This is a genomic window from Pseudomonas rustica (genome assembly GCF_049959085.1).
Taxonomy (GTDB): Bacteria; Pseudomonadota; Gammaproteobacteria; order Pseudomonadales; family Pseudomonadaceae; genus Aquipseudomonas; species Aquipseudomonas rustica.
This window is the reverse complement of record NZ_CP188200.1, coordinates 857,565-880,649: the sequence shown is the minus strand read 5'-3', so window position 1 is coordinate 880,649 and position 23,085 is coordinate 857,565. Positions and strand designations below refer to the sequence as shown.

The window sequence follows — 23,085 nt, the reverse complement described above, 5'->3', positions numbered from 1 at the left end:
GAGTGAGCCTGCTCGCGATGGCCGTTACGCCATCTTCACGCCTGGCGTAAGGGCCGATGGCAACACCAGGCTCGGTGTTTCCAGCGACGCCACCGGGTACGCGCAGTAATCCGCTGCGTAATAGGCGCTGGCGCGATGGTTGCCCGAGGCACCGACGCCACCAAACGGCGCGCTGCTCGCAGCGCCGGTCAGCTGTTTGTTCCAGTTGACGATGCCGGCACGGCTTTCCAGCCAGAACTGCTGATAACGCGCTTCGGAATCCGACAGCAAACCAGCAGCAAGCCCATAAGCGGTGTTGTTGGCTTCAACGATCGCTGCTTCAAAATCAACGTAGCGGATCACTTGCAGCAACGGGCCGAACAGTTCTTCGTCCGGACGCTCGGCGACCTCCGTCACATCAACGATGCCCGGCGTCAGCAACGCGGCTTGTGCTTGCGGCTGAGTCATTTCCAGCAGCGACACTGCGCCGTTGGCCAGTAGATGTTCTTGAGCGTCCATCAGCGCTTTCGCCGCGCCGAGGGAAATCACCGAGCCCATGAACGGCGCCGGTTGCTGATCGAATGCGCCGACTTCAATGGTCGCGCTGACTTCAACCAGACGCTTCAACAGGCTGTCGCCCCACGCGCCTTGCGGCACCAGCAGACGGCGTGCGCAGGTGCAACGCTGACCGGCAGAAATGAACGCCGACTGAATAATCGTGTAAACCGCCGCATCCAGATCCGCGACCTGATCAACCACCAGCGGGTTGTTACCGCCCATCTCCAGCGCCAGAATCTTGTCCGGACGACCGGCGAATTGCTGGTGCAGATGATTGCCGGTGCGGCTCGAACCGGTGAAGAACAAACCATCGATGCCCGGGTTCGCGGCCAGCGCGATACCGGTTTCCCGGGCGCCTTGTACCAGGTTCAGAACACCCGCTGGCAGACCGGCTTCGATCCAGCACTTGACCGTCAGCTCGGCCACTTTCGGGGTCAGTTCGCTTGGCTTGAACAGCACGCTGTTACCCGCCAGCAATGCCGGAACGATGTGGCCGTTTGGCAAGTGGCCAGGGAAGTTGTAAGGGCCGAATACTGCGACCACGCCGTGCGGTTTGTGGCGCAGCACAGCAGTGGCGTCGCCCAACGGGCCGCTCTTCTCACCGGTACGCTCGCGGTAGCTCTGCACCGAAATCGCGATCTTGTTGACCATGCTGGTCACTTCGGTCGCCGATTCCCACAGCGGTTTGCCGGTCTCTTCACCAATGGTGCGAGCCAGTTCGTCAGCGTGGTTTTTCAGCGACGCGGCGAAAGCCTCAAGCACCGTGATGCGCTCGTCCAGCGTGCGACGCGCCCAGCCTGGAAACGCCTGACGTGCAGCTTGCACAGCCGATTCAACCTGAGCCGCCGTGGCGCCCTCCCCCGACCACAGCACTTGCTGGGTCACCGGGTTTAGCGATTGAAAGGCCTCGCCCTGACCGGCCAGCCACTCACCTGCGATGTATAGCGAATTCATTATTTCGACTCCCGTGCAGCGGACAACGCCACGGCGCGCACTTGATCGCCAGCGTTGAGTTGAAGACGTTTGGCGGTCTGCGGATCGACCACCAAAGTCCCGGCAGCGAGACGCGCCGGCGCAGCGGTGATGCGGCAGTCTTCGCGCTTGCGGTTATGGATGATGAACGGCGTGGCGTCATCGCCCGGCGTACCCACAGCCAGCACCAGCGCTTCGCTGTCACGCACCGCGCGGATCTTGCCGGTTTCGCATTCGATGGCCGGGCCGGCGTCGAAGATGTCGACGTAACCCTGATAGCTGAAACCTTCGCCCTTGAGCATCGCCAAGGCTGGCTCGGTGTCCGGGTGAACCTGGCCGATGACCTGACGCGCGCCTTCGGACAGGAAGCAGGTGTACAGCGGGAATTTCGGCATCAGTTCAGCGATGAACGCCTTGTTGCCGACACCGGTGAGGTAATCGGCCTGGCTGAATTCCATCTTGAAGAAGTGCCGACCGAGGCTTTCCCAGAACGGCGAACGACCGGCGTCATCGGAGACACCGCGCATTTCGGCGATGATCTTGTTGCCGAACAATTCAGGGAATTCCGCGATGAACAGCATCCGCGCCTTCGACAGCATGCGACCGTTCAGACCGCTGCGGTAATCGGCGTGCAGGAACAACGAGCACAGCTCGGAATTACCGGTGAGGTCGTTGGCGAGAAACAGCGTCGGAATCTCGCGATAGATATTCAGTTCTTGCGAGGCGCTGACGGTCAGGCCGACACGGAAGTTGTACCAAGGCTCACGCATGCCGACCGCGCCGGCAATGGCGGAAATCCCCACCACGCGGCCGTCATCGTCTTCGAGCACGAACAGGTAGTCCGCATCACCACGGCCAGCTTCGCCGCGAAAAGTCTTCTCGGCCCAGCCGACCCGGTGGGCCAGACGTTCTTCGTTGGCCGGCAAAGTAGTCAAACCGGTGCCGGTGCTACGGGCCAGGTCGATCAGCGCGGATAAATCGCTGCTGCGTACGGGACGAACAATCATGCTATCTCCTCAAACGGGCCGCCTTCGCCACCCGTGAAACTCGCTAAGGCGTTAAACCGCCACCAGGCGCACGCTGGCACCTTCACCGACGCCCAGGGCTTCGGCCGCTTCCAGATCCAGAGTCACCGGTTTACCCGGCGCGTAATCCAGTTCCAGCAGCACCGCGCGGTAATCCTGCAACTGCGCGTTGGCCACCAGATACTGGCGTCCGGCGCCTTTCACCGGCTCGCCGATCTTCACTGGCACCACGCGGCTCTGGGCGATCGAACGGATCCCCGAAACACGCGCATGCAGGGTCGGCCCACCGTCGAAAATGTCGATGTAGTGATCGGTCTCAAAGCCTTCGCGCATCAGGATGTCGAAGGTGATCTGCGCACGCGGGTGCACCTGGCCCATCGCCTCTTGGGCGGAGTCCGGCAGCAGCGGCACGTAGATCGGGTAGTGCGGCATCAGCTCGGCGAGGAACGTGCGGCTTTTCAGCCCGCACAGGCGTTCGGCTTCGGCGTAATTGAGGTCGAAGAAGTTACGACCAATCGCGTCCCAGAACGGCGAGTCGCCATTCTCATCGCTGTAACCAACGATCTCGGTCACCACCGAATCAGCGAAACGTTCGGGATGGCTGGCGACGAACAGCAGACGGCCACGGGAATTCAGCTCCGACCACGGCGACCCGACCAGCTCACGCTGCACGTAGAAACTGGTCAGCAAGCTGTTGCCGGTCAGGTCGTGGCACTGCGAGAGCACGTGAATCTTGTTGTGGATCTTCAGCTCGCGGGAAGCGTGGACGAAGGTCTCGTTACGGAAGCTGTAGAACGGTTCCGAGTAACCGGCGGACGCGACAATTGCCGAGCAACCGACCAATTTGCCGGTGGTGGATTCTTCGAGGACGAAGAAATAGCTCTCTTCACCGTTGAAGCTCACTTCGGCGGAAAACGACGCTTCGCTCGCGGCGATCTTGTCGCTCAGACGTTCCACGTCATCCGGCAAGGAAGTGACACCAATCGGGCTGTCCGCAGCCAGACGCTGTACCTCGCCCAGATCAGCCATTTGCGCGGGGCGCATCACCAGCATGGTGTCACTCCTTTTCTCTTATCAATTCACAGAAGAAATAACCGGGCCTACATGGAGATCAGTAGGAGTGAGCCTGCTCGCGATTGCGGTCTGTCAGAAACCAATGAGTCGACTGACATACCGCAATCGCGAGCAGGCTCACTCCTACAGTTGATCTGGTCCGGCATCAAAATTTTGATCGACGCCTGAAAAGCTCCAGGCGCCGAAGGGTCTATCAGGCTTGCGTCAGTGCTGCAGCCGCGCGCTCGAAACGATCCAGACCGGCATCGATATCAGCGTCTTCCACCACCAGGCTCGGGGCGAAACGGATCACGTCCGGGCCGGCTTGCAGAATCATCAGGCCTTCTTTTTCAGCGGCGTTGAAGATGTCTTTGGCCTTGCCTTTCCACGCATCGCTCAGCACACAGCCGATCAGCAGACCGAGGCCACGCACCTGAGTGAACAGGCCGTATTTCTCGCCGATCTGCTCGAGGCGCGCGTTGAACTTGTCGTGCTTGGCGTTCACGCCGTTCAGCACTTCCGGGGTATTGATCACGTCGATCACCGCTTCAGCGACCGCGCACGCCAGCGGGTTGCCGCCGTAGGTGGTGCCGTGAGTGCCGACAACCAGATGTTTGGCCAGCGCTTCGGTGGTCAGCATCGCCGCGATCGGGAAACCGCCGCCCAGGCTCTTGGCGCTGGTCAGGATATCCGGGGTCACGCCGTAATGCTGGTAGGCGAACAGCTTGCCGCTGCGGCCCATGCCGGTTTGCACTTCGTCGAACACCAGCAGCGCGTTGTTCGCGTCGCAGAGTTCGCGGGCACCTTGCAGGTAAGCCAGTTCGGCTGGCAGCACGCCGCCCTCGCCCTGGATCGGTTCCAGCACGACCGCACAGGTCTTGTCGGAAACCGCCGCTTTCAGCGCGGCCAGGTCGTTATAAGGAACGTGGGTGATGCCGGTGATTTTCGGGCCGAAACCGTCGGAATACTTCGACTGGCCACCGACGTTAACAGTGAACAAAGTACGGCCGTGGAAGCTGTTCAGCGCGGCGATGATTTCGTATTTCTCAGTGCCAAAACGATCGAATGCAACACGACGGGCCAGCTTGAAAGCGGCCTCGTTGGCTTCAGCGCCGGAGTTGCAGAAGAACACGCGCTCGGCGAACGTGGCGTCGATCAGCTTGTGCGCAAGACGCAGGGCTGGCTCGTTGGTGAACACGTTGGACACGTGCCACAGCTTGTTCGCCTGTTCGGTCAATGCACCGACCAGCGCCGGGTGCGCGTGGCCCAATACGTTAACGGCAATCCCGCCGGCGAAGTCGATCAGCTCGCGGCCGGCCTGATCCCAGACGCGGGAACCGGCGCCACGCACCGGAATGAAAGCGGCAGGCGCGTAGTTGGGAACCATTACCTGGTCGAAATCGGCGCGTTGTACCGCAGCGTGCTCAACGGACATCGGAGTCTCCTGAAGAGGAACACCCGCCTGAAACTGGCGAGCGATGGGGGGATTGTAAGGACAGTTTTCAGCCCGGCCTTGCCGCCAAGCGACAACTTCTTATAGCGCAAACCCCGGATTTTCCCGGGTTTACGGCAATGCGACATATAGCGTCGCAAAGGCGCAGTTTAAACTGCCCGGGCGGATCTGCGGTGGCTTCACTGTATTTGATCGAAGAATTCCATGTGCGGTAACTATGTACCGCACATGATGATTTTTTTTCTGATTTGCTGGGCGCTCTCCACACGCTAATGGATGAGCGTATGAACCTGTCACAACCGCTTCAATCTACCGGTCGTCTTGACGCCCTCGATCTTGATCACGACGACGCGCACTTCGTGCATTTGCTTGATACCACGCCGGATTGGCTGGCGAACGCCTCGGCGCAAAAACGTGAAGCTCTCGGGCGCGTAATCCCGCACTTGGCAGACTGGCACGCCGCAACGCCTCGCCAGCATCACGCGCAATTACGCGTGCTGAATGCCCAGCACTGGACCGCGCAAAACCAGGTGGATCGCCTGCTCGCCGACCTAAAGAACGTCGATGCTTTTGCCGCACCGTTGCTGGCAGCAGCGATCAAGGATCAGGTCGGCCGGACGCTCGACGTCAAAAACACCTTCGTGCGCCTTTACATCCCCGCTAAAAATCCGTGGTTTGGCTTCACCACTGGTGCAGAACGCATCTGGACGGTATCGATGCTCGATGCCGCCCTGCACAACTTCGAGCTTCACGAAACGGAAGCAGGCGCCTTCGATGACAGCTCCTGCTTCATCACTGCGCCGGACAACCTCGGGCAATTTGAAACCCTGCCCGACATCACGCAGACAATGCCAATCACAGACTTCATTAAACTGTGCCGAACGCTCGATTTGGGCATGCAATACCAACAGCACCTGCAAAGCCAGTTGGGTGTCGACCGTCCCGATGTGGCAGCGACGCTGCGCCTGCACGTCCAGATCAGTCAAAAGTCTGCATTGAAAGCAGCCCTGCTGCAGGCGCGAATGAACAACGATATTCAGGAAGACCTGTACCGGCTGATCAGCGGATTGATCGATGGCTTGCGTGGAATGCGACTTGATGGCCAGGCCTTGCACAGTCAAACCTTATCGCTGCTGTCTTCGCCGTTGCACGGCATTGTTGTGTTTGCCCCTGACCTTCAGGCCAGCGATCAGATAAGCCGGCTGGTGGTGTACGTACCGAACGACCCCGAGCACCCGATCAAGCAATACGGGTCCAGCGCAGAATTCGCTGCCGAGCTGACCCGACAATTACGCGATTCCGACTATCAGCATTTCTTCAGCCGCTTCATTGCGCACAACGAACGCGGTCGCTTCTTCAGCACCTTGAAATCGCGCCTGAGCCACGTGCAGTACTTCCCCCACGAACAAGGTGATCCGCGCCCGGCTTGGCGCGAAGTCGCTATCGAGAAGCCCGACCTGCAGTTTGTCGCCGACATCATTGAGCTTCCGTTATGGCAACAGCAGTTCGAAGATGCACTGAACAAAATCCTCAACGACGGACAAAGCCTAGCGGTTTCCACGGCGCGAGTGGATCAACAGGCGCGCTGGGCACTGTGGGATTCGCTGATGAGCGTCGCTTCCACGCTGCTGACAATTGCAGCGTTCGCGGCCATGCCGTTCGTACCGTTTCTTGGCGAATTGATGCTCGGCTACATGGCCTATCAGCTACTGGACGAGACTTTCGAAGGCATCATCGAATGGGCGCAAGGCCAGCGAACAGAAGCCTTTTTGCACTTGATGGATGCCGTTGAATCGGTGGTGCAACTGGGGATCTTTGCGGGCGGCGGCCTACTGGTTGCCGGTGAATTTCGTAACGTATTGCCGCAACACGTCGTACGTTTTATCGACCGGTTCAAACCCGTGACCGCCCCGAACGGCAAAACCCTCTACTGGAAACCGGATCTTCGTCCTTACGAGCAGGATATTGCCCTGCCGAAATATTCGGTTCCCAAACAAAACGGACTGTATCAGCATCAAGGAAAATTACTCCTGCCGCTGGATGGTAAAGTGTTCGCAGTGAGACCAGCCCCCGAACCTTATGGCTTTCGTATCGAACACCCAAACCGTCCGGACGCTTACCCCCCCGCCCTCGAACACTTCCACACCGGCACCTGGCAGACCGAGCTCGATCAACCGTTGAGCTGGTCGACTGACAAACTGTTGCGTCGCATCGGTCATACCATCGACACGTTATCGCCGGTTGAACTGGAACAGGCGCTGAACGCCAGCGGCTATCACGAAGACGTCTTGCGCAAATTCCACGCCGAACGCAAACCATTACCGCCGCTGCTGGATGACACCCTCAAGCGCTTTTCCATCGACAAGAACATCCGCACGTTCATCGAACAAATGAACAGCCCCGACGCAGAGGAATATGCGCAAGCGGATCCGGTCACTCAACTGAAATTGCTCACCGAACATTGCCCATGGCCGGAAAACAAAAGCCTGCGATTACTCGATCAGCAAGGTGAAACCGTGTGGCAAAGCAGTCGTCCTGATCTTCCTGCGATTGAGCTGACGAACTCTGGCGATCTGCTCGCCAACTTGCTGTTGGAGCTCGACGAGAGCGAACTTAAAACACTGCTCAAAGAAGATCCCGGGCTACCACCACAGGCACATACCGCACGCGCCCGTACCCTTAGAAAAACTCTGGCAAAAATTGCCACGGAACGCAGCAACATCCTGTTCGACACCCGCTATCGGGCGAGCGAACACATAACTGACGCCGGCGTGGACGCACTCATCGACACAACACCGGGCCTGCCCACCAGCCTCGCACGGGAAATATTACGCGCCGCCACCGGCCGAGAACGGCAACAACTGAAACAACTGCCAGTGCCCAAACGACTGGTGCAGCTCGCACGTTGGGCGATGGACGAAGTGCGCAGCACTCGCGCCTTCGAAGGCTTCTACCTTGACTCGATCAACCAGCTCGACACGCATCGATTGGCGCTGCACTCACTCGAGAAACTCGCCGGCTGGCCGGACCACCTGCGCATCGACGTTCGTGAATTCGGTTTTGAAGGCACGCTGCGCGACAGTGTCGGCCAGCAAGATGCCGAGGTGCGCAAGACGCTGGTGCAGCTTGAAGATGCGCGTTATCAGGCATTCGATGAACAAGGACAGGCTTTGTCGGCACCGCAGGATTTCTACAGCGCCATATTGCAAGCTCTGCCGGACGACGCACGCCACTCCCTGAACATCAATATCGGCGAAAGCGCAAAACTCAAATACAGCCTGCGCGATAACGCACTGGCGCGCGAAGACCTGCAAAAATTGTTGTCACAACATCGCCAGCTCAAACCTGCTTACGACCCGAATTTCATGCGATTGCCGGGCGGCACCGAAGGCCATCGCCGCCTGCGCCCTCGCGCTCCGACTCTGGAGCAGCGCGCCATGGAGCTCAATCCATCCCTCACCGAGCCACAGCTGCAAACCTTTATGCAAAGGCTGCATGACCATCCTGACGGCCCGCGCATCGAGCTTTCGCGCCTGCGAGCCGAGTACGCAAAACTGCAGCTCGACCTGCATGTCTGGACGACTCAAACCCCGGCGCACCATCCGCTAACCGGTGTTCACGTCGACGCAACGGCGTTTGCTGAGGCGCAATTTGATCGACTGGTTTTTAAAGAGGTAGTCCAGCATTGCTGGCTCAAGCGAACCACACTCGACGAAGCATCACCCGAGGCTGGCAGCCTGCTGAACTTCGCCCGACCGATCATTGGCGAATTTCCACAACTGACTGCGGACTTCAGCCACATCACGCACTTATCCCTGGAAGGCAGTCCGGCCGCACTTGGCATCAACTACTTTTTGCAAAGTTTTCCAAAATTACGGCATCTGGAAATCCGCAGTTTCAATCTCGGCAGCCTTCCTCAAGCAATCAGCAACATGCCGCAACTGGATCAACTGATACTCGCCGAATGTGGTATCACTCTGGACGACGCGGCAGAGGCAACGCTTAACAATCTGAAAAGCCTCACTGCGCTGGATTTGTACGGCAATCCTCTGGGACGCACACCCAGCATCACAGCGATGCCTGAACTGAGTTACATCGATCTTGCCGACACCGGCATCACCCGCATTCCAAACGGTCTGGCAGGCCATCCCTCACTGAATACAGGCATCTTCAATAACAACCAGATCAGCGACATACCGCAGGCGTTTTTCCTCTCCCCGCCCGAGATTACTTCGGGCTTCGATTTCGCCCACAACCCGGTATCGACCGCGACACGCGACAGAATCAGAGCGCATTTTCATCAATCCGGACAGACACTGGGAGTGCTCAGCGAGCCTGTTGATATCGCGCGAATCCGGCAGCTTTATTCTTTATTCAATGTCGAAGAAGCCAGTCTGTTTTTCTACCGCATGCCGGGCTTCACGCAGGATGCAAGACTCGCGCTGACTCGACTGGAAGATGAGTTCAGAACCATGAGCACCGATCTCGCGGCCTGGACCGGCAATATCCCAGCGATAAATCCCTTTAGCCAAGCACCGTTTACAGCACTCGAACTGGCGGAAGAACACGCGGCTCGGGATGAATTCAAAACCCTTGTCGAAGAATGCTGGCGCAGGGAAAGCGAGTTTGATGAGGTGGGCGAAAGCGGTGAATCACTCTACGAGCTCAACCTGCCCACCACTGTCATCGGCGAGCTTCCTGCTTTGCACGCTGATTTCAGTCATGTCTCGACCTTGACCCTGTTCAGCGAAGAGGGCGCAACCTCCGGCGCCAACCAATTCCTGCACAATTTCCCCAACCTCAGAACGTTGAACATTCGTGAGTTTTCACTCGAAGACATTCCTCAGGCCGTGTTCAAGATGGGCAATCTGACGGCGCTCTACCTGACCGAATGCAACATCAGCCTGAGCGCACAGAGCGTTGCCGCACTGGGGGAAATGGTAGAGCTGGAGTTTCTCGACTTGAGCTACAACACGTTGGGGCGCACCCCGGACCTGAGGCAGTTAAGCAACCTCAGGGGATTGACGCTCAACAATACCGGCATCAGCAGAATCCCGGAGGGCCTGTTCCAACTTCAACACTTGGGTAACGCCGATTTAAGCGGCAATGCCATCACCGAGATGCCCAGCGACCTGCTCGAGCTGCCTGGGGAAATGGCCGAAGTCATTAATCTGCGCGGCAATCCGTTCAACGAACAGAGCAAGATAATTCTCACCGCCTACTTCAAAAAGCACGGCATGGACTTTGGTATCGAGAACACGATAGAGGAGGCGGAGATGGAAGTTTCAACGTCCGAAGGCTCGGAAATCGACGAATAAATTCACCGACTCCTGAGCGCAATCATCACCCACGCTCTGGCGGCACCGATGACAATTCAAACGGGCTGCTGCTGCGCCGCTGGTTGCGATCTTCCCGCGGCGTGGCGCCGAAGAAATTGCGGTAGGCGCTGGAGAAATGCGGCCCAGATGAGAAGCCACACGACAGGCCGATCTGGATGATCGACTTGCTGGTTTGCATCAACATCTGCCGGGCCTTGTTCAGGCGCAATTCCAGGTAGTACTGGCTCGGCACACGGTTGAGGTATTGCTTGAAGATGCGCTCCAACTGACGACGGGACACGCACACGTGCTGGGCGATTTCGTCGGTGGTCAGCGGCTCTTCGATGTTGGCTTCCATCAGCAACACCGCTTGGGTGAGCTTCGGATGGCTGGAGCCGAGACGGTTCTGCAACGGGATGCGCTGACGCTCGCCACCTTCGCGAATGCGCTCGACGACCAGTTCTTCCGAAACGGCGCCGGCCAATTCCGCACCGTGATCGCGGGCCAGTACCGCCAACAGCAAATCGAGAACCGACATGCCGCCGCAGGCAGTCAGGCGATCACGATCCCAGTCGAACAGATGACTGGTGGCGATGACTTTCGGGAAGCGCTCGGCGAAATCATCCTGCCAGCGCCAGTGCACGGCAGCGCGATAACCGTCGAGCAAACCGAGTTGTGCCAACGGATACACACCGGCAGACAAACCGCCGATGACCGTACCGGCACGTACCAATTGCTTGAGCGCACTGCTGAGTGCCGGGGCCAATGTGGTCGGCGGCTCGTCAGCGAGCAGGAACAGTTTCTGGAAGTTTTCGAGCTTGCCGGTCCACGCTTCACCGGGCAGTTGCCATGCGCCTTCTGCCGGAGGTTCGGCTTGCAGGAACGACAGTTCGTAAACCACGTCCGGGTGCACCCGCTGAGCAACACGCAAGGCTTCCTCCGCCAGCGCCAGCGTCAACGCTTTAGTGCTGGGCCAAATCAGGAAACCAATTCGATGGGCAGTCATGGGCGGGCAATCCGAAGCGAAGAACAGTGATGAAGGCATGGGCCAATGCTAGCCCGTAAATGAACACAAATCTTGAGCCTGACGCAGATCCATCATCGGGAATGAAATGCCTTTCCCCTGTAGGAGCTGTCGAGTGAAACGAGGCTGCGATCTTTTGATCTTCAAAAACAGATCAAAAGATCGCAGCCTTCGGCAGCTCCTACAGTGGATTGGAGCCAACCTTCAGGTCGCGAAGCATGACCTAATTTGGTGCATAACGGCAGCGATTACTTGAGGCTGCCCGAGAGGAATTGTTGCAAACGTTCTGATTGCGGATTCACCAGCACTTCACGCGGGTTGCCGCTTTCTTCAACCACGCCTTTGTGCAGGAACACCAACTGGTTCGACACTTCACGGGCGAAGCCCATTTCGTGTGTTACCACGACCATGGTGCGACCTTCCTGAGCCAGCGCTTGCATCACCTTCAGCACGTCGCCAACCAATTCAGGGTCGAGGGCCGAGGTCGGTTCGTCGAACAGCATCACCTCAGGTTCCATCGCCAGTGCACGGGCGATCGCCACACGCTGTTGCTCGCCACCGGACATGTGGCCCGGGAACGCATCTTTACGATGGGCCACGCCGACCTTGTTCAGGTAGTACTCGGCTTTTTCGCGCGCTTCGTACTTGGGTACGCCGAGCACGTGAACCGGCGCTTCCATGATGTTTTCAATCGCGGTCATGTGCGACCACAGGTTGAAATGCTGGAACACCATCGACAGGCGCGAACGCATGCGTTGCAGCTGCTTCGGATCAGCGGCTTTCAGCGCGCCGTCCTTGTTCGCCACCAGTTTCAGCTCTTCGTTGTTGAGCAGAATCTTGCCCGCGTGCGGCTGCTCGAGCAGGTTGATGCAGCGCAGGAAAGTACTTTTGCCGGAGCCACTGGAGCCGATGATGCTGATCACATCGCCAGCTGCCGCTTTCAGGGACACGCCCTTGAGCACTTCGTGACTGCCATAGCGTTTATGCAGGTCTTGGACTTCAAGTTTGTACATGCGGTCGGTTCTCACAAAAACAGTCAGTCAGTCGTTGAGCAAGCGCCCGTGACGCAGCGCTTCGCGCCCCGCCACCTTGGCCAGCCAGAAACCGGGTTGGGCATAGCGCAGCCGTTCAATGGCAAACAGCACCCCGGAGGTACCAGCACACACCGTGCTGACCCGATCGGACACAGGATCAATCACTTCAAAAATCTCGTCGCCCGCCTCGACCCACTCGCCGGGCTTGCGCAGAAAACTTACGACGCCAGGGTGCGGTGCGAGGAGCAATTCGGTGCCTTCGAACGGCATGCCTTCGCACGCTTCGTGCGCAGGATTCGGCCACTCGCCGGTGATCAAACCTTGCTCGGCGAGGAACGCCAGAATGCCTTCAGCATACGCCTCGGCCTCCGCGCGACCGGTGTCGGCCTGGCCGCCCAATTCGATTGTCGTGGCCAGGCACGCCAACGGAATCTGCGCATCGGGGAACTGACGCGACAGACGCAACCACGGCAACGAGCAAGCCTCATCGAACGAGCTGCCGCCGGAATCTTCCGCCAGCAAACCCACGCGCACATTCAGGTGTGCGGCCAGCGAACGCCACTGCGGCCAGTGCTGCGGCAACGCATACATGTGCAGCGCGGCTTCGGCATCGCAATGCAGATCGAGCACCACATCGGCGGTGCAGGCATGGCTGAGCAACACACGCTGCATGCCTTGCAACTGGCTGCTCGCCTCCGGTAATGCGGCGAGATGATCGGCCATCGCCTGACGAATCAGACGCACATTGGCGTGCGGATCATCACCGAGACTGTCAGCCAAAGCGGCCGCAACCGGTGCGCTCAGCTCAACGAAATCACGGTTGAAATTCTTGCCGCTGCCCGCCTCGAAACGGCCCTGATGATTGCCTTGCAGCAATTGCCCGAGACCCAACGGGTTGGCGACTGGCACCAGTTCGATGACACCGTTGAGCAAGCCTTTGGCTTCGAGTTCGCCGAGGCGCTTTTTCAGCTCCCAAGCAGTGCGCATGCCCGGCAATTCATCAGCGTGCAGGCTGGCCTGAATGTAGGCCTTGCGCTCGCCGCGTCCGAAGCGGAATACGGAAATCTTGCGCTCGCTGCCCAAATGGCTCCACGGCAAAACGTGGTCGATGCGTTCCATATCAATGCTTCCGCGGCGCGAGGTAGCTCAACCAGCGACGCTCGGCCAGCTTGAACAGCTTGACCAGAATGAACGTCAGGCAGAGGTAGAAAACGCCAGCGGTGATGTACGCCTCGAACGGCAGATAGTACTGCGCGTTGACGGTACGGGCCGCGCCGGTAATGTCGATCAAGGTCACGATGGACGCCAGACTGGTGGTCTGCAGCATCATGATCACTTCGTTGCTGTACTGCGGCAGCGCCCGGCGCAGGGCCGATGGCAGCAGGATGCGTTTGTACAGTTTGAAGCGCGACATGCCCATGGCTTTCGCCGCTTCGATCTCACCGTTCGGCGTGGCTTTGAGGCTGCCGGCGATGATTTCAGCGGTGTAGGCGCTGGTGTTGACCGCGAAGGCCAGGCACGCGCAGAACGTTGCGCTGGACAGCCATGGCCACAAAAAGCTTTCGCGTACCGCTTCGAACTGCGCCAGACCGTAGTAGATCAGAAACAGTTGCACCAGCATCGGCGTGCCACGAATCACGTAGGTGTAAAGCCACGCGGCACCGTTGACCACCGGATTTTTCGAGACGCGCATCAGGCCCAGCGGCAGTGCCGCCAGCAGACCGAAAAACAGCGAGAGCGCGAGCAATTTGAGGGTGGTCAACAGCCCGCCGAGGTACAGCGGCATCGCCTCCCAAATGACGTTGTAGTCGAAGATCATAGATCAGCCGCCCTTACGCCTACCGAGTAGCGCTTCTCAAGTTGACGCAATGCCAGCAACGAGACGCTGGTGATCACCAGGTACATCGCCGCCACTGCGAGGAAGAAGGTGAAAGGTTCGCGGGTGGCATCTGCCGCCTGCTTGGCCTTGAACATCATGTCTTGCAGACCGACCACGGAAATCAGCGCGGTGGCCTTGGTCAGTACCAGCCAGTTGTTGGTGAAACCCGGAATCGCCAGACGAATCATCTGCGGCACCATCACCCGGAAGAACACCTGAAAACTGCTCATGCCGTACGCCATGCCGGCTTCGGCCTGGCCCTTGGGGATCGCCATGAACGCGCCACGGAAGGTTTCCGACAAGTACGCACCGAAGATGAAACCGAGGGTGCCGATACCGGCGGCCAGCGGATTCAGGTCGATGTAATCGTTGAAGCCGAGCAGCGGCGCAACGCGGTTGAGCAAGTCCTGACCGCCGTAGAAGATCAGCAGGATCAGCACCAGATCGGGAATCCCGCGAATAACCGTGGAATACAGATCGCCCAGCCAGGCCAGCCAGCGCACTGGCGACAGGCGCAACGCGACACCGATCAGCCCGAGAACGATAGCCAGAGCCATGGACGACAAGGCGAGCTGAAGCGTCAGCCATGCGCCATCGAGGATGACAGCCCCGTAGCCTTTCAACATGATTCAGGTCCTCGAAAGTTGGGATGAAAAAATGGCGCAAACCTCAGAGATCCTGTTGCTTGCGCCATTTCGGACTTGTCGCAGAGACGTGTTACTTGCCGTAGATATCGAAGGCGAAGTACTTATCCTGGATTGCTTTGTATTTGCCGTTTTCGCGGATGGCCGCGATGGCAGCGTTGATCTTGTCTTTCAGGGCGTCGCCCTTACGCACCGCGATGCCTACGCCGTCACCGAAGTATTTGACGTCGGTGAACGCAGGACCGACGAACGCGAAGCCTTTACCGGCGTCGGTTTTCAGGAAACCGTCGTCCAGCAGGGTTGCGTCAGCCACGGTACCGTCGAGGCGACCGGCAGCCACGTCGAGGTAGATTTCGTTCTGCGAACCGTACGGCTTGATCTCGGCACCCAGTGGAGCCAGCACTTCGCGGGCGAAACGTTCGTGGATCGAACCACGTTGTACGCCGATGTTCTTGCCCTTCAGCTCAGCCAGACCTTCGCTGACCTGAGTACCGGCCTTCATGACCAGACGTGCCGGGGTGTTGTAGTACTTGTTGGTGAAGTCGACCGACTTCTTGCGATCTTCGGTGATCGACATGGACGACAGGATCGCGTCGATCTTGCGCACTTTCAGTGCCGGGATCAGACCGTCGAACTCTTGCTCGACCCACACACACTTGACCTGCATCTGCTCGCACAGAGCGTTGCCGATGTCGTAGTCGAAACCAACGATGCTGCCGTCCGGTGCTTTCGAAGCAAACGGAGGGTAAGCCGCTTCGATACCGATTTTCAGAGGTTTTTCGTCAGCGAAGGAATTCAGCGACAGCACGGACAGTGCCAGGGCGCCAAGCAGCACAAGTTTCTTCATCTTGGGACTCCATCGGTAAAGGGCAAAAACGGCAGAGTGAGCGACAGCCCAATATGCGAATGGGTGAATCGGGAAATCGGTTGCTGCATCAGTGGGAAATTTCCTGTTGAAACCTGGAGAGATTTCAACATCAGCCACGATGAGCGAGTGATCGGCATTCTAACGACAGGCCCGAAGTCGATATTTCTTCAATGCGACAACTAATTACAGATGCACAGAGAAACCCGCTTGAGCACGTTGACAGCCTTGCAAATTCATGCAAGAGCGAAAGACAGTGAACCGATCTATGCTGCAAATTGCGGGCCTATTATTCGCAAACCCCTCTAATCCGGCAAGCGCAGCGTTGTGTCTTATTTTTCACCGGGGGTTTGGAGGCTCTAAAACGGGGCGATGCGTTTCCCAATGCCCCGCTCCGGGGCGGGCGGTTACACATTCGGTTACGTAGATGGCGGCGGGTAACAGTAGGAAAGGGCTTACGGCGCTGGTCGATAATTATTGGTTGAGTCGCTGATCGTTCCCACGCTCTGCGTGGGAATACCTCCCTCGACGCTCTGCGTCGGCTTCTGGGACGCAGAGCGCCCCTTGCTGCATTCCCACGCAGAGCGTGGGAACGATCAAAAGATCGCAGCCTTCGGCAGCTCCTACATTGATTGTGTCTACCGCGTATTTCGAGGATTAACAGTTAACCTGTAGGAGCTGCCGAAGGCTGCGATCCCTTGATCTTGCCGCACAAAAAAGCCCCGCCCGGCATTCACCGGACAGGGCTCCTATGCATCTAACGCTTAAGCCACATTCATCGTCTTATGCGTATCAATCAAATGCTGCACCACACCCGGATCCGCCAGCGTCGAGATATCCCCCAGCCCATCGTATTCCGCCGTGGCAATCTTGCGCAGAATGCGGCGCATGATCTTGCCCGAACGCGTCTTCGGCAGACCCGGCGCCCACTGAATCACGTCCGGCGAAGCGATCGGCCCGATCTCTTTGCGCACCCAGTTCTTCAGCTCCAGACGCAGTTGCTCGGTCGGCTCTTCGCCATTCTTCAACGTGACATAGACATAAATGCCCTGCCCTTTGATGTCATGCGGAACCCCAACCACCGCCGCCTCAGCGACTTTCGGATGCGCAACCATCGCGCTCTCGATCTCGGCCGTGCCCATACGGTGACCGGACACGTTGAGCACGTCATCGACACGCCCGGTGATCCAGTAATAACCATCAGCATCACGGCGCGCGCCATCACCGGTGAAGTACATGCCACGGAAAGTCTTGAAGTAGGTATCAACGAAACGATCGTGATCGCCATACAGCGTGCGCGCCTGACCTGGCCACGAATCGAGAATCACCAGATTGCCTTCAGCCTCGCCCTCAATAATGTTACCGAGGTTGTCGACCAGCGCCGGCACCACACCGAAGAACGGACGCGCCGCCGAACCCGGCTTCAGCGCATGCGCACCCGGCAGCGGGCTCATCATGTTGCCGCCGGTTTCGGTCTGCCACCAGGTATCAACGATCGGGCAACGCGACTTGCCGACATTCTTGTAGTACCAATCCCACGCTTCCGGGTTGATCGGCTCGCCGACCGAACCGAGCAGACGCAGGCTGCTGCCATCGGCGCCTTCAACCGCAGCCTGACCCGAGGCCATCATCGCGCGGATCGCGGTCGGTGCGGTGTAGAGGATGTTGACCTTGTGCTTGTCGATGATCTTCGCCACCCGGGTGATGTCCGGATAGTTCGGCACGCCTTCGAACAGCAGCGTGGTCGCGCCATTCGCCAGCGGGCCGTAGACGATGTAGCTGTGGCCGGTGACCCAGCCGACGTCGGCGGTGCACCAGTAAACTTCGCCCGGACGGTAGTCGAACACGCGCTCGTGGGTCATCGCCGCGTACAGCAGATAACCGCCGGTGGTGTGTTGCACGCCCTTCGGCTTGCCGGTCGAGCCGGAGGTATAAAGGATGAACAGTGCTTCCTCGGCGCCCATCTCTTTCGGCGCGCAAACGGTGCCTGCCACTTTCATCAGGTCTTCGTACCAGATGTCGCGATGCTGGTTCCACTTGATGTCGCCACCGGTGCGCTTGCAGACGATGACTTTCTGAATGCTGCTGGTTTCCGGGTTGGTCAGCGCGTCGTCGACGTTGGCCTTGAGGGAAATCTTCTTGCCGGCGCGAATGCCTTCGTCAGCGGTGATCACCACTTTCGATTTGCAGTCGATGATGCGACCGGCCAGGGCTTCTGGCGAGAAACCACCGAACACCACCGAGTGAATCGCGCCGATCCGGGTGCAGGCCAGCATGGCGACCACGGCTTCGGGAATCATCGGCATATAAATGGTCACCACGTCGCCGCGGTGTACGTCCTGACCACGCAGGGCGTTGGCGAGTTTGCACACTTGCTCGTGCAGTTCGCGGTAGGTGATGTTGCGGCTCTCGGAAGGATCGTCGCCTTCCCAGATGATCGCCACTTGATCGCCGCGCTCGGCCAGATGACGGTCGAGGCAGTTGTAGGAAACGTTCAGGGTGCCGTCGGCAAACCATTTGATGTCGACGTGGTGATCGTCGAAAGAAGTCTGTTTCACCGTGGTGAAAGGCTTGATCCAGTCGAGGCGCTTGGCTTGCTCACGCCAGAAGCCGTCAGGGTTGACGACCGACTGCTGGTACATGGCTTTGTAGGTCGCCTCGTCAGTCAGCGTGTTAGCCAAAACCTCGGGACGAACGGGATACAGAGAAGCCGCACTCATCTTTCTTACCTCGGTGTAATAGTTGTTTTTGTATGACCCTGTTGTAACGGGGCCGGGCCCATAGAACCATTCGACGATGGTAGTAACAACCCCTCACCCACCCACGATGGCCCGTGTAGGAGCTGCCGAAGGCTGCGATCTTTTGACCTTGCCTCTAAAAATCAAAGTCAAAAGATCGCAGCCTTCGGCAGCTCCTACGGGGGATTGAGGTGTTTTTTGGGGGATTGTTACCAAATATGTGAAAAGTGTTTATCAAAACCCGGTCTGTTTACCCCCACCCCTCCTCCCTAGAATTCACCTCGCCGACAAGGCAAACGCGATTAACAACGTTACAGCCCCCACGAAGGCCGTTAATCCAGCTCTCAAGTAATAACTGCAAACGATGAAGTTCCACACGCAACCCTAAAAAGGTTGCGTGACCCCACTCGACCTCAAAAAGGTAAATTTGAAATGAAAGCTTTATTGGTTCTGGCCCTCAGCAGTCTGTGCGCAACCGCCATGGCAAACGAGGTCCCGACTGATGTCGCCCAGCAAAAACCGGCCATCGAGGAATACACTTACTCGACCCACCTGGACATCGCCAACGTTGTATCGATGAGCGAAGTTCCGAATGTCTGCGAAGTTGTGCCAATGAAAATGGAATACGACGACTCCACCGGCCAGCGCCACATCCTGCGTTACAGCGTGATGGGCAACGGCTGCACCAATTGATGATTGCAGACTGCACCGAATTGGATCTCTCAGCGCTTCATTGAGGGTCGATTCCAGCCCGGCTTCGGTCGGGCTCAGTTGTGTCTGGAGTCGGTCAAAAGGGTTGCAAAACACAAGATATAGTGAAAAACGCGGTTTTTTGCTCATTTCTTGAGCAACCAAAGCCCGACGAAAAAATTAATCAAAAAAAATTCTCAGGGGCCAATCCCAGCGAAAGCCCTGTAAACCCTCGCTCCGACAGAAATCCCCTTCCTGATCGACCGCCCTGCGCGCTTTCGCCCTCCCCCACGACCTCATTTTTTTCCCTATAATGCCGCCCTAATCGGGTTAGCAATATTCCCTTACAGGGATCAAAAGCCATTCTGAAGCCCCGCAGCAGTGTTCAACGCTGATTGCGCCCGTCAGAGGCTCTCGGAAACCCGGAAAAAATTCTGTTTTATTGCCTGCGTATAGCTGCAAAAAACGATTCCTTAAGATCCAACGCGGTCTGTACGACCGTGTGAAAAACCAACCAATCAGGTTTCACACGGGCGACAGGCCCTCACGCAGGAGACGACACGTCATGCTGAGCTGGGACGAATTCGACAAAGAAGACAGTGAAGTAGCAGCAGTGAAAGGCGCCAACGCCGGCCACGCTACTGAAGCCAACATGGATCGCCTCGACAACGCTGGCGGTGCCGCCGCGATCGAAGCCCGCGCCGTGACCGCCGACGACTCGGCCGCCGTGGCCCGCGCCAAGGCTGCACTGAACTCCCTCGACGTTGCCGAAGGCCTCGCCGAACTCGAAGGCGCCTCCGCCCGTGTCGCCGTTGACGAAAAGCGCATGATCAACTGCCGCGCCGACCTCAACCAACTCGTGCCATTCAAGTACGACTGGGCCTGGCAGAAGTATCTGGACGGTTGCGCAAACCACTGGATGCCGCAAGAAGTCAACATGACCGCCGACATCGCCCTCTGGAAAGACCCGGAAGGCCTGACCGACGACGAGCGCCGCATCGTCATGCGCAACCTCGGCTTCTTCTCCACCGCCGACTCCCTGGTTGCCAACAACCTGGTACTGGCCGTGTACCGCCTGATCACCAATCCGGAATGCCGCCAGTACATCCTGCGCCAGGCTTTCGAAGAAGCGATCCACACCCACGCCTACCAGTACTGCATTGAATCGCTGGCCATGGATGAAGGCGAAATCTTCAACATGTACCACGAGATCCCATCGGTCGCTAAAAAAGCCGCCTGGGGCCTGAAATACACCCGTTCGATCTCCGATCCGAAGTTCGAAACCGGCACCCCGGACACCGACAAAGAACTGCTGCGCAACCTGATCGCCTACTACTGCGTTCTGGAAGGCATCTTCTTCTACTGCGGCTTCACCCAAATCCTCTCCATGGGCCGCCGCAACAAAATGACCGGCGTCGCCGAGCAGTTCCAATACATCCTGCGCGACGAATCCATGCACCTGAACTTCGGCATCGACGTGATCAACCAGATCAAAATCGAAAACCCGCACCTGTGGGATGCTGAGATGAAGGAAGAAGCGACCCAGATGATTCTGCAGGGTACGCAGCTGGAGATTGAATACGCACGGGATACCATGCCTCGCGGGGTGTTGGGTATGAACGCGGCGATGATGGAGGATTATCTGAAGTTCATCGCTAACCGTCGTTTGTCGCAGATCGGCCTTAAAGAGGAATATCCAGGGACGACTAACCCGTTCCCTTGGATGAGCGAGATTATGGACTTGAAGAAAGAGAAGAATTTCTTTGAGACTCGTGTGATTGAGTACCAAACTGGTGGTGCGTTGAGCTGGGACTAATAGTCTCGCTTGGCACGATTTGACGATTGCGGTTTGAGTCGGCGAGTCGAGAAAGCAAAAAGCCCCGATCTGATCGGGGCTTTTTATTGGTAAATAGGTGCTCACTACCTCATACGTAGACGTCAAAAATCCTACCCCACTTGAAACCGCTACCAATCCGTCCCCCACCTAAAACCATACCAACCGTAACGTTAATTTGACGATTATGGGCATTGCTTAATAAAGGCAAATGACTGGACGCTTTTCCGCGTACATCCGGTATTGTTTTGATCCTCTTCCCGAGGTTCATTTCTTGCCCACCACCTAGTGAACCGTTACCATTTATCGAACATAGTGCGTGCCTCTTTGGAGATACGACTTCTTTAAGCGCTGCATGCGCTTTTATTATTTTTGTCTTAGGCGCATCGAATAAATCAATGAAATATAAGGAATCTATTCCGGTCATCGACCTCTTTGCTGGCCCGGGCGGACTCGGTGAGGGATTCTCTTCAATCGGTGGCCATGAAAAAGGAGTCCGTAAGTTCCAGCTTCGTGTGTCGATCGAGAAAGATCCTGTCGCTCACGCAACTCTGTCGCTCCGCGCATTGTTCCGCTCTTTTCCGAAAGGCGAAGTGCCCGAGGCTTACTACGACTATGTTCGCGGTGATATCACTCGTGAAGAGTTTTTCAAACATAAAGACGTACCAGCGGAAGCAGTGGAGGCTTCGCAAGAAGCCAAGCTCGCGGAGCTTGGTAAAATATCACCCGATGAAGTGGACAATTGGATTAGAAAAGCACTGGCAGGTGCAGATGAATGGGTTCTGATTGGTGGACCTCCGTGCCAAGCATACTCCTTAGCTGGGCGTTCCCGTCGAACACGCGAAAGCCAAGAAGAGTTTGAAAGCGATGAGAAGCACTTTCTCTACAAAGAATATCTGCGGATTATTCGCGAGTTCAAACCAACGATCTTCGTCATGGAGAATGTGAAGGGCATATTGTCCTCGAAGCACAGCGGCTCGAATATTTTCGAGCAAATTCTCCAGGATTTGTCGACTCCTGGTGACGGTCTTTCGTACAACATCCGCTCCTTAGTTGTCCCTAAAAATGCAGATAGACCCGATCCACACGATTTTATTATTCAAGCAGAACGTTACGGTCTTCCGCAGGCTCGGCACAGGGTTATCTTACTTGGAGTCCGCTCTGACGTTGCCTCGAATTGCCGAGCTCTACTGGAAAATCAGAAAGGGCTTGTCATGGAGCCTAGCAAAACAACTTTTACAGTTGGGCAGGCTTTATCAGGACTCCCTCCAATTCGGAGCAAAATTTCCAGAGGAGGAGACTCCCTCGAAGCTTGGCTTTCCACCTTGGAGGAAGCTAGCTCTTTGGTTCTTCCTTCCTATGAAGTTGGCCAGGGAAAATTAATAGATGCGATGAAAAATGCCGCTAAAGACGCAAACAAGCTGACTTCTAGCGGCAATAGATTTATACCTTGGAAAACATTTCCAGAAATGAATACAAAGCAGCGCGAATGGTTCCTTGACTCACGATTGAAGGGAGTATTGCAGCACGAGGCTAGAGGCCATATGCGCTCCGACCTCCATAGATATATATTTGCAGCAAGCTACGCAACTTTGAATGGCACCTCACCCAAAATTCATCAATTTCCTGCGCGGCTCCTCCCAGCGCATGAAAATGTTACATCCGACTCGGTTCCCTTTAACGACCGCTTCAGAGTTCAAATAGCATCTGGCCCTTCAACTACAGTGGTCGCCCACATAGCTAAAGATGGTCATTACTACATTCATCCGGATCCAAGCCAGTGCAGAAGTCTGACTGTTCGAGAGGCTGCTCGATTGCAGACTTTTCCTGACAATTATTTCTTCGAAGGGACCAGAACACAGCAGTACACTCAAATCGGAAACGCAGTACCTCCGCTTCTTGCCAGAAAAATCGCGGCAGTTGTTGCTGCGATCATCGACTCGTATCGATCAGGAAAAAACAGCTAAACATCAACTATTACCTGATCGAGTCGGATAGGCTGTCGACCAAAGGCAACAA

General features: G+C 57.1%; 15 protein-coding genes. 4 read left to right on the top strand and 11 right to left on the bottom strand.

Translation table 11 applies throughout. The features are described from left to right. Positions 1 to 24: 24 nt before the first annotated feature. The 4 genes from astD to ACP3TY_RS04155 form a co-directional block, all read right to left on the bottom strand. Entirely contained in the window at positions 25 to 1,494 is a 1,470-nt protein-coding gene (gene astD, locus ACP3TY_RS04170; RefSeq protein WP_426620427.1) for a succinylglutamate-semialdehyde dehydrogenase, read from the bottom strand. Continuing rightward, positions 1,491 to 2,516: an arginine N-succinyltransferase gene (gene astA, locus ACP3TY_RS04165; protein WP_053122864.1), complete on the bottom strand. Its 1,026-nt coding sequence runs from the start codon at positions 2,514 to 2,516 to the stop codon at positions 1,491 to 1,493. Before astA ends, astD begins: the two co-directional genes overlap by 4 nt. Positions 2,517 to 2,567: 51 nt before the next feature. Continuing rightward, positions 2,568 to 3,587 (bottom strand): arginine/ornithine succinyltransferase subunit alpha, encoded by a 1,020-nt coding sequence (aruF, locus tag ACP3TY_RS04160; protein ID WP_053122867.1) that lies wholly within the window; start codon positions 3,585 to 3,587, stop codon positions 2,568 to 2,570. Positions 3,588 to 3,801: 214 nt separating this feature from the next. Next, positions 3,802 to 5,022, bottom strand: a complete 1,221-nt coding sequence (locus ACP3TY_RS04155) for an aspartate aminotransferase family protein (protein WP_426619298.1) — start codon at positions 5,020 to 5,022, stop codon at positions 3,802 to 3,804. Positions 5,023 to 5,324: 302 nt separating this feature from the next. On the opposite strand from ACP3TY_RS04155, the gene ACP3TY_RS04150 reads away from it, so the two are divergent. Beyond that, the gene (locus tag ACP3TY_RS04150) at positions 5,325 to 10,358 is read left to right on the top strand and encodes a dermonecrotic toxin domain-containing protein (protein WP_426619297.1); all 5,034 of its coding nucleotides are present in this window, start codon (positions 5,325 to 5,327) and stop codon (positions 10,356 to 10,358) included. A 25-nt stretch (positions 10,359 to 10,383) separates the two neighbouring features. Here ACP3TY_RS04150 and argR read toward each other — a convergent pair whose 3' ends face one another. From argR to acs, 7 genes are all read right to left on the bottom strand, one after another. Continuing rightward, a complete protein-coding gene (argR, locus tag ACP3TY_RS04145; RefSeq protein ID WP_034153329.1) occupies positions 10,384 to 11,364 on the bottom strand; it encodes a transcriptional regulator ArgR in 981 nt (326 codons plus the stop codon). Between the two features lie 266 nt (positions 11,365 to 11,630). Then, complete coding sequence (locus ACP3TY_RS04140; RefSeq protein ID WP_007912705.1) at positions 11,631 to 12,395, bottom strand: ABC transporter ATP-binding protein; 765 nt, start codon at positions 12,393 to 12,395, stop codon at positions 11,631 to 11,633. A 27-nt stretch (positions 12,396 to 12,422) separates the two neighbouring features. After that, positions 12,423 to 13,535 (bottom strand): M14 family metallopeptidase, encoded by a 1,113-nt coding sequence (locus ACP3TY_RS04135; protein WP_282358401.1) that lies wholly within the window; start codon positions 13,533 to 13,535, stop codon positions 12,423 to 12,425. A 1-nt stretch (position 13,536) separates the two neighbouring features. After that, a complete protein-coding gene (locus tag ACP3TY_RS04130) occupies positions 13,537 to 14,235 on the bottom strand; it encodes an ABC transporter permease (RefSeq protein WP_053122875.1) in 699 nt (232 codons plus the stop codon). Continuing rightward, a complete protein-coding gene (locus ACP3TY_RS04125; RefSeq protein WP_053122878.1) occupies positions 14,232 to 14,921 on the bottom strand; it encodes an ABC transporter permease in 690 nt (229 codons plus the stop codon). Before ACP3TY_RS04125 ends, ACP3TY_RS04130 begins: the two co-directional genes overlap by 4 nt. Before the next feature lie 91 nt (positions 14,922 to 15,012). Continuing rightward, positions 15,013 to 15,786, bottom strand: a complete 774-nt coding sequence (locus tag ACP3TY_RS04120; protein WP_053122880.1) for an ABC transporter substrate-binding protein — start codon at positions 15,784 to 15,786, stop codon at positions 15,013 to 15,015. Positions 15,787 to 16,568: 782 nt separating this feature from the next. Further along, positions 16,569 to 18,524, bottom strand: a complete 1,956-nt coding sequence (acs, locus tag ACP3TY_RS04115; RefSeq protein ID WP_053122882.1) for an acetate--CoA ligase — start codon at positions 18,522 to 18,524, stop codon at positions 16,569 to 16,571. A gap of 450 nt (positions 18,525 to 18,974) precedes the next feature. Here acs and ACP3TY_RS04110 point away from each other — a divergent pair, with 450 nt between their 5' ends. From ACP3TY_RS04110 to ACP3TY_RS04100, 3 genes are all read left to right on the top strand, one after another. Next, positions 18,975 to 19,235 carry a DUF2790 domain-containing protein gene (locus ACP3TY_RS04110; protein WP_053122884.1) on the top strand — a complete coding sequence of 87 codons (261 nt, stop codon included), beginning with the start codon at positions 18,975 to 18,977 and terminating at the stop codon, positions 19,233 to 19,235. A 562-nt stretch (positions 19,236 to 19,797) separates the two neighbouring features. Continuing rightward, positions 19,798 to 21,048, top strand: coding sequence for a ribonucleotide-diphosphate reductase subunit beta (locus ACP3TY_RS04105; protein ID WP_064119947.1), 1,251 nt, complete (start codon positions 19,798 to 19,800; stop codon positions 21,046 to 21,048). A gap of 416 nt (positions 21,049 to 21,464) precedes the next feature. Beyond that, complete coding sequence (locus ACP3TY_RS04100; RefSeq protein WP_053122888.1) at positions 21,465 to 23,033, top strand: DNA cytosine methyltransferase; 1,569 nt, start codon at positions 21,465 to 21,467, stop codon at positions 23,031 to 23,033. The last annotated feature ends 52 nt before the right edge of the window (positions 23,034 to 23,085 follow it).

Coding starts and splice junctions, on each gene's coding strand:
- astA (WP_053122864.1), bottom strand. CDS start 2,516: ATGATTGTTCGTCCCGTACGCAGCAGCGATTTATCCGCGCTGATCGAC.
- aruF (WP_053122867.1), bottom strand. CDS start 3,587: ATGCTGGTGATGCGCCCCGCGCAAATGGCTGATCTGGGCGAGGTACAG.
- ACP3TY_RS04155 (WP_426619298.1), bottom strand. CDS start 5,022: ATGTCCGTTGAGCACGCTGCGGTACAACGCGCCGATTTCGACCAGGTA.
- ACP3TY_RS04150 (WP_426619297.1), top strand. CDS start 5,325: ATGAACCTGTCACAACCGCTTCAATCTACCGGTCGTCTTGACGCCCTC.
- argR (WP_034153329.1), bottom strand. CDS start 11,364: ATGACTGCCCATCGAATTGGTTTCCTGATTTGGCCCAGCACTAAAGCG.
- ACP3TY_RS04140 (WP_007912705.1), bottom strand. CDS start 12,395: ATGTACAAACTTGAAGTCCAAGACCTGCATAAACGCTATGGCAGTCAC.
- ACP3TY_RS04135 (WP_282358401.1), bottom strand. CDS start 13,535: ATGGAACGCATCGACCACGTTTTGCCGTGGAGCCATTTGGGCAGCGAG.
- ACP3TY_RS04130 (WP_053122875.1), bottom strand. CDS start 14,235: ATGATCTTCGACTACAACGTCATTTGGGAGGCGATGCCGCTGTACCTC.
- ACP3TY_RS04125 (WP_053122878.1), bottom strand. CDS start 14,921: ATGTTGAAAGGCTACGGGGCTGTCATCCTCGATGGCGCATGGCTGACG.
- ACP3TY_RS04120 (WP_053122880.1), bottom strand. CDS start 15,786: ATGAAGAAACTTGTGCTGCTTGGCGCCCTGGCACTGTCCGTGCTGTCG.
- acs (WP_053122882.1), bottom strand. CDS start 18,524: ATGAGTGCGGCTTCTCTGTATCCCGTTCGTCCCGAGGTTTTGGCTAAC.
- ACP3TY_RS04110 (WP_053122884.1), top strand. CDS start 18,975: ATGAAAGCTTTATTGGTTCTGGCCCTCAGCAGTCTGTGCGCAACCGCC.
- ACP3TY_RS04105 (WP_064119947.1), top strand. CDS start 19,798: ATGCTGAGCTGGGACGAATTCGACAAAGAAGACAGTGAAGTAGCAGCA.
- ACP3TY_RS04100 (WP_053122888.1), top strand. CDS start 21,465: ATGAAATATAAGGAATCTATTCCGGTCATCGACCTCTTTGCTGGCCCG.